Annotated in this window: 7 protein-coding genes; 4 read left to right on the forward strand and 3 right to left on the reverse strand. The window is 67.5% G+C overall.

Features of this window, described 5'->3' with window-relative positions; genetic code table 11:
* Positions 1 to 263: MFS transporter (locus R1101_RS26805; RefSeq protein WP_037223437.1), on the reverse strand; the 263-nt coding region annotated here is incomplete at its 3' end.
* 162 nt (positions 264 to 425) lie between these two features.
* On the opposite strand from R1101_RS26805, the gene R1101_RS0114055 reads away from it, so the two are divergent.
* Positions 426 to 881: a MarR family winged helix-turn-helix transcriptional regulator gene (locus tag R1101_RS0114055; RefSeq protein WP_016934049.1), complete on the forward strand. Its 456-nt coding sequence runs from the start codon at positions 426 to 428 to the stop codon at positions 879 to 881.
* A gap of 76 nt (positions 882 to 957) precedes the next feature.
* On the opposite strand, the gene R1101_RS0114060 is transcribed toward R1101_RS0114055, so the two are convergent.
* Together R1101_RS0114060 and R1101_RS0114065 are read right to left on the reverse strand one after the other, a co-directional pair.
* Positions 958 to 1,668: a FadR/GntR family transcriptional regulator gene (locus tag R1101_RS0114060; protein WP_016934050.1), complete on the reverse strand. Its 711-nt coding sequence runs from the start codon at positions 1,666 to 1,668 to the stop codon at positions 958 to 960.
* A gap of 26 nt (positions 1,669 to 1,694) precedes the next feature.
* Positions 1,695 to 3,413 (reverse strand): lactate permease LctP family transporter, encoded by a 1,719-nt coding sequence (locus R1101_RS0114065; RefSeq protein WP_016934051.1) that lies wholly within the window; start codon positions 3,411 to 3,413, stop codon positions 1,695 to 1,697.
* A 220-nt stretch (positions 3,414 to 3,633) separates the two neighbouring features.
* Between R1101_RS0114065 and R1101_RS0114075 the strand changes: the two genes are divergently transcribed.
* The 3 genes from R1101_RS0114075 to R1101_RS0114085 form a co-directional block, all read left to right on the forward strand.
* Positions 3,634 to 4,398, forward strand: a complete 765-nt coding sequence (locus R1101_RS0114075) for a (Fe-S)-binding protein (RefSeq protein ID WP_016934053.1) — start codon at positions 3,634 to 3,636, stop codon at positions 4,396 to 4,398.
* The gene (locus tag R1101_RS0114080; RefSeq protein WP_016934054.1) at positions 4,395 to 5,897 is read left to right on the forward strand and encodes a LutB/LldF family L-lactate oxidation iron-sulfur protein; all 1,503 of its coding nucleotides are present in this window, start codon (positions 4,395 to 4,397) and stop codon (positions 5,895 to 5,897) included. Before R1101_RS0114075 ends, R1101_RS0114080 begins: the two co-directional genes overlap by 4 nt.
* The coding region (locus tag R1101_RS0114085; protein ID WP_016934055.1) for a hypothetical protein at positions 5,894 to 6,313 on the forward strand (420 nt) is incomplete at its 3' end. The genes R1101_RS0114080 and R1101_RS0114085, both read left to right, overlap by 4 nt.

The following is a 6,313-nucleotide window of genomic DNA, read 5'->3' on the forward strand; positions in this document are numbered from 1 at the left end:
GCGAGGGCGGAGACGGCGTTGCCCAGGACGAACAGGCCCATGAGCAGCATCAACATGTTCTTACGGGAGATCCGGGTGCCGAGCGCCGTCATGATCGGGGCGCCGATCATGACGCCGAGGGCGTAGCCGGTGACCAGATATCCGGCCGTGGGGATCGACACGCCGAGATCCGATCCGACCTGGGGGAGCAAACCCATGATCACGAACTCGGTGGTGCCGATCCCGAAGGCGCCGATGGCCAGGGCCAGCAGAGCGAGTGGCATGAGAACGATCCTTCGATCGAGAAGAGACGCAGACGCGCTTTACTGGCGTAGACAATAATTGCAGTCGCCGACTAATTGCAAGCGCGGGTATAGTGAGCGTTGCGACAACGTCGGCATGCCGTCGGCGTCACCTGTTCGTACGAGCCGACCCAGGAGCCGACCATGACCGCCACGGACCCCTCGATGACCGCGCTGGCCAACAGTTGGTCGGCGCTGTCGCTCCTGCACGGGCGGATCGAGAACCGGATCGAGAGCGCCCTGCAGTCCGGCCACGGGTTGAGCGTGCGTGAGTACTCGCTGCTGGATGTGCTCAACCGTCAGCACGACGGGGAGGGCGGGCACCTGCAGATGCGTCAGGTCGCCGATGCTGTGGTTCTCAGTCAGAGCGCGACGACGCGGTTGGTCACGCGGCTCGAGGATCGTGGGTTGCTCTCGCGCTATCTGTGTCCTACCGATCGTCGCGGCATCTACACCGACGTCACCGACGCCGGTCGGCGCCTGCTCGAAGAGGCCCGGCCCACCCACAACACCGCCCTGCGGGAGGCGCTCGACGAGGCCGCGACCGAACCCGTCCTGGCGCCGCTGGTCGACGCCATCCGGCAGTTGCAAGAGCAGTGATCGAACATCCGAAAAGCCCGGCCCGACAGTTTGTCTCGTCGGACCGGGTCGACCGTGCAGGTGTGCGGGAGCGGAGTCAGAACGCGTCGGCGCCGAAACTTTGAGCGTAGTAACCGCGGATGTGCTCGACGATGCGCTTGCGTGCGAGCGTGGCGTCGCCGGCGCGGACCGCGTCGACGAGACCGCGGTGCTCGTGACGCAACCGCACGCAGGTCGCGGGCCAGTCGGTGTGCGGCGCGCCCGCGAGGACGTAGCTCTCGATCGAGTCGCGCAGACCGGCCATCATCGCCGCGACGACGAGATTGCCGGCCGCATCGGCCATCGCAACATGGAACTGGGCGTCGAGAACCAGGAACTCGGGTGCGGCCAGCGCCGGAGCGTCCATCGCGTCCAGGAGTTCCTCGGCATGGGAGAGTTCCGGGGCCGGGGTCCGGTTGGCCAGCGCCTGCATCACTTCCGTCTCGAGCACCAGACGCGTGCGGACGATGTCGGCGACCGGGAAGTTCTGCGCCGCGACCTGCAGGCGCATGAGCATCGACATCCCGCCGGTGGGACGCGAGACGATCATTGCGCCGGCGTTCGGCCCGGACCCGGTGTGGGTGCTGAGCAATCCGAGGGCCTCCATCACCCGCAGTGCCTCACGAACGGAGGACCGGCCGACGCCGAGTTGCGCGGCGAGCGTGCGCTCCGGGGGCAGACGCTGGCCCGGGCCGAGCTCTCCCGTGACCAGCATCTGCTCCAGGTGGTTCAGCACCTGCTCCCATGCACGACCCTCGGACGACGACATGACTTCAGAGCCTAGTCGATTCCGGATCAGGGAAGCATCCAGGACAACACCGGCATGGACTGCAGGTAGACCAGCACGCAGAGGATGACGAGCATCGCGACGCTGTAGCCGATCACCTTGCGCAACAACACCGATTCGCTACCCGGCCGAGCGACCGCGGTGGCGGCGATGGTGAGGTTCTGCGGGCTGATCAGCTTGCCGACCACACCACCCGAGGTGTTCGCCGCGACCAGCAGCGTCGGGTCGATGCCGGCGGTCTGACCGGCCGCCTGCTGCAGGCGGGCGAACAGGGCGTTGGCGGAGGTGTCCGAACCGGTGACGGCGGTGCCGAGCCAACCCAGGATCGGGGAGAACAGGGCGAAGATCGCACCCGTGCCGGCGAGCCACGTGCCGATCGCGACGGTCTGGCCCGACTGGTTCATGACATAACTCAGACCCAGGACGGTGGCCACCGTGGCGATGGCGAGCTTCATCCGCACCACGGTGGTGCCGAAGGTGGCTACGGCCCGGCGGACGGTCAGCGGGAACATGCCGCCGCTGTCCCACCGCGCGTAGACGAGGGTGACGATCGCGCCGCTGAGCAGCAGCAGTGTTCCCGGCGACGACAGCCACGAGAAGGTGTAGACCGCGCTGCTCGATGTGTCACCGTCGCCCGTGAGCAGATTGCCGTACAGGCCGGGCCACTCGATCCTGACGTCGGTGGCCGCGAGACGCTCCGGCAGGTCGACACCGACCGTCCACAGCTTGGCGATGCCGAACACCGTGATGACCAGCAGATACGGGAACAGGGCCATGACGACACGCGAGGTGGTCAGCGAGTCGTCGGCGACGTGACGTTTCGGGGCCAGGGCGGCGCCGGGCCCGCCGCTGCCCGCCTGCACGGCCACGGCATCGTTATGAACGCGTGAACGCTGGTCGTCGGGGGTCCGCGGCTTCCAGACCTGCAGCATCAGCACAGCTGCGGTCAGCCCGGCGAGCGAGGCGACGACATCGGTGAGTTCGTACGAGAAGTGGCTCGAGCACCAGAACTGGGCCAGCGCGAAGGTCGTGCCGGTGACGAGCGCGATCGGCCAGGCCTGCAGGACCCCGCGACGACCGTCGACGAGGAAGAGCAGCAGCAGCGGCACGAACAGGGCCAGGATCGGTGTCTGACGGCCCACGACGACGGCGATCTCGGTGGCAGGGATGCCGGTGAGCGCACCGGCGGTGGTGATCGGAATCGCCATGGCGCCGAAGGCGACCGGCGCGGTGTTGGCGATCAGAACCGTGACCGCGGCGCGCAGAGCGGGCATGCCGAGGGTGACGAGCATGGCGCCGGTGATCGCGACGGGTGCGCCGAATCCGGCGAGTGCTTCGAGCATGCCGCCGAAGCAGAAGGCGATGAGCATCGCCTGGATCCGCATGTCGCCGTGACCGATCGAGTTGAAGATGCGCCGCAGATCCTCGAACCGGCCGCTGACGACGGTGAGTTCGTAGAACCAGATCGCGGTGATCACGATCCACATCACCGGGAAGAGCCCGAAGGTGATGCCCTGCAGAGCGGACAGGCCGGCCAGCGGCGCGGGCATGTCGAAGCCGACGATGGCGACGACGAGCGCGACGGCGAGGGCGCCGAGTCCGGAATACCAGGCCTTGAGCTTGAAGCCCGCGAGCAGGACGAAGAAGGTCAACAGCAGCGCAAGGCCCACGAGAGCCGATGCGGTGAGGCTGCCTGCGATGGCGTCAGTGGCGGGTGTGAATGTCACCGCCGATATCCGGGTTGCCACACGAAACTCCTGTGGTTGCGCCGCTCTCGGCGGCGGATGCGATTTCGACCCATGTGGTCAGACCACGTGAAAGTACACCATGGTCCGCGTCACAGTCGACCCCTGACGGAATATGCGGTCGCTGTCCGCCAATGTGCGGCGGATCTCCCTGACGTGTGGTTCAATGTGGTCAGACCACACCCCCGATGCGGAGATCTTCATGCGAATCGCCCTGTTCGCGACGTGCCTCGGCGACACGATGTTCCCGAAGGCCGTCTCGGCCACCGCCCTGCTCCTCACCCGGCTCGGGCACGACGTCGTCTTCCCCGAACGCCAGACCTGCTGCGGTCAGATGCACGTCAACACCGGCTACCAACCCGACGCGCTGCCGCTCGTCGAGAACTACGTCGACGCCTTCGGCGACAGCGGCATCGACGCCGTCGTCGCCCCCTCCGGATCGTGCGTCGGATCCGTTCGCCACCAGCACGACATCGTCGCCTCCCGTTACGGTTCCGCGTCGTTGTGCGGACGGGTCGACACCGTCAAGGCCAAGACGTACGAGTTGTCCGAATTCCTTGTCGACGTCCTCGGCGTCACCGACGTCGGCGCCTATTTCCCGCACCGGGTGACCTATCACCCCACCTGTCATTCGTTGCGGATGCTGCGGGTGGGGGAGAAGCCGCTCCAGTTGTTGCGAGCCGTGCGCGAGATCGATCTCGTCGAACTGCCCGAGGCCGATTCGTGCTGCGGGTTCGGGGGCACCTTCGCGATCAAGAACGCCGAGACCTCCACTGCGATGCTCGCCGACAAGCTGAGCAATGTCGCCGCCACCGGCGCCGAATACTGCAGCGCCGGCGACTCGTCGTGCCTGATGCACATCGGCGGTGGTCTCACGCGCCTGCGCACCGGTACCCGCACCATCCACCTCGCCGAGATCCTCGCCTCCGTGGAACCGACCGTCGCCCCCAAGGGAGTGCCCGCGTGACCGCACTCGGTATGCCCACCGTCCCGCCGCGTGGATCCGGAAATCTGCGCGGCATCAGAAAGTTCCCCGACGCAGCGCACCAGGAACTCGCGAACCCGCAGTTGCGGCGCAACATCGGCAAGGCTACCCACACCATCCGTGCCAAGCGACTGAACGTCACCGGGGAACTGCCCGACTGGGAACAACTGCGCGACGCCGGCGCCGCCATCAAGACCGACGTGCTCAACCGCCTCCCGGAGCTGCTCACCCAGCTCGAGGAGGCGGTGACCGCGCGTGGTGGCGTGGTGCACTGGGCTGCCGGCGCCGCCGAGGCCAACGCCATCGTCACCGAGCTGATCCGGAAGACAGGATCCGACGAGGTCATCAAGGTCAAATCGATGGCCACCCAGGAGATCGGGCTCAACGAGCATCTCGAAGAACGGGGGATCGCGGCCTACGAGACCGACCTCGCCGAGCTCATCGTCCAACTCGGCCACGACAAGCCCTCGCACATCCTGGTGCCCGCCATCCACCGCAACCGCGCCGAGATCCGCGAGATCTTCCTGCGTGAGATGCCGGACGTCGACCCCGACCTCGACGACAACCCCCGTCATCTCGCAGCCGCGGCACGAAAGTTCCTGCGTCACAAGTTCATGACCGTGCCGGTCGCGGTGTCGGGCGCGAACTTCGGCATCGCCGAGACCGGCACCCTCGCCGTCGTCGAATCCGAGGGCAACGGCCGCATGTGCCTGACGCTGCCGCAGACACTCATCACCGTCATGGGCATCGAGAAACTCTTGCCCACCTTCCGTGACCTCGAGGTGTTCCTGCAGCTGCTGCCGCGCTCGTCGACGGGGGAGCGCATGAATCCCTACACGTCGATGTGGACCGGTGTCACCCCCGGCGACGGCCCGCAGGAGTTCCATCTCGTGCTGCTCGACAACGGCCGCACCGCCGCGCTCGCCGACGAGATCGGACGTGAAGCGCTGCACTGTATCCGGTGCTCGGCATGCCTGAACGTGTGCCCGGTCTACGAGCGCACCGGGGGCCACGCCTACGGCTCGACCTACCCGGGCCCGATCGGCGCCGTCCTCAGCCCGCAGTTGGCCGGGATGGACCGACCCGACGACCCCAACGCCAGCCTGCCGTTCGCATCGAGCCTGTGCGGTGCCTGCTACGACGCCTGCCCCGTCAAGATCGACATCCCCTCGTTGCTGGTGGAACTGCGCCACCAGAAGGTCGAACACGCCCGCTTCGGGCCCGAGGCTGCGGCGATGAAGGCCGCCTCGCTGGCCATGTCGTCCTCGCAGCGCTGGACGGCCGCGCAGAAGGCCGCCGGACTCGGCCGCGTCCTCGCCGGCAAGAAGGGGAAGATCACCAGTCTGCCCGGTCCGCTCGCCGGTTGGACCGACGCCCGTGACATGCCGGCCCCGCCGAAACAGACCTTCCGGCAATGGTGGGCATCCGATGAAGGCCGTGCCGCGCTCGCGAAGGCACGCGAGGAAGGACAGCAGCGATGAGCAGCCGCGACGCGATTCTCGGCCGGATCCGTTCGGCGCAGACCCTCGCACCGCCGACACCGGTCGAGGTACCGCGCGACTATCGTCTCGGACGCACCCTACCGGACGCCGAGCGCCGTGAGCTGCTGGTCGATCGGCTGGTCGACTACAAGGCTCACGTGCACGAGAGCACGCCGGAGGATCTGCCCGTCGTGCTGGCGAAGATCCTCACGGATCGCGGGGTGCGCCGCGTCGGGGTCCCGGAGGGCCTGGATCGGTCGTGGCTGGCGGAGTTCGGTGGCGAGGTGGTGGTCGACTCCACCGACAGGCCCGCAGCCGACCTCGGTGATCTCGACGGGGTCGTCACCGGCTCGGCCGTGACCTGCGCGGAGACGGGCACGATCTTCCTCGACGGCAGCCTCGACCAGGGGCGACGC

It is taken from the genome of Rhodococcus sp. R1101 (assembly GCF_000278445.1).
GTDB lineage: Bacteria > Actinomycetota > Actinomycetes > Mycobacteriales > Mycobacteriaceae > Rhodococcus > Rhodococcus gordoniae.

Excerpts from the sequence above, each read along its gene's own strand:
- R1101_RS0114055 (WP_016934049.1), top strand. The coding sequence starts at position 426 with ATGACCGCCACGGACCCCTCGATGACCGCGCTGGCCAACAGTTGGTCG.
- R1101_RS0114060 (WP_016934050.1), bottom strand. The coding sequence starts at position 1,668 with ATGTCGTCGTCCGAGGGTCGTGCATGGGAGCAGGTGCTGAACCACCTG.
- R1101_RS0114075 (WP_016934053.1), top strand. The coding sequence starts at position 3,634 with ATGCGAATCGCCCTGTTCGCGACGTGCCTCGGCGACACGATGTTCCCG.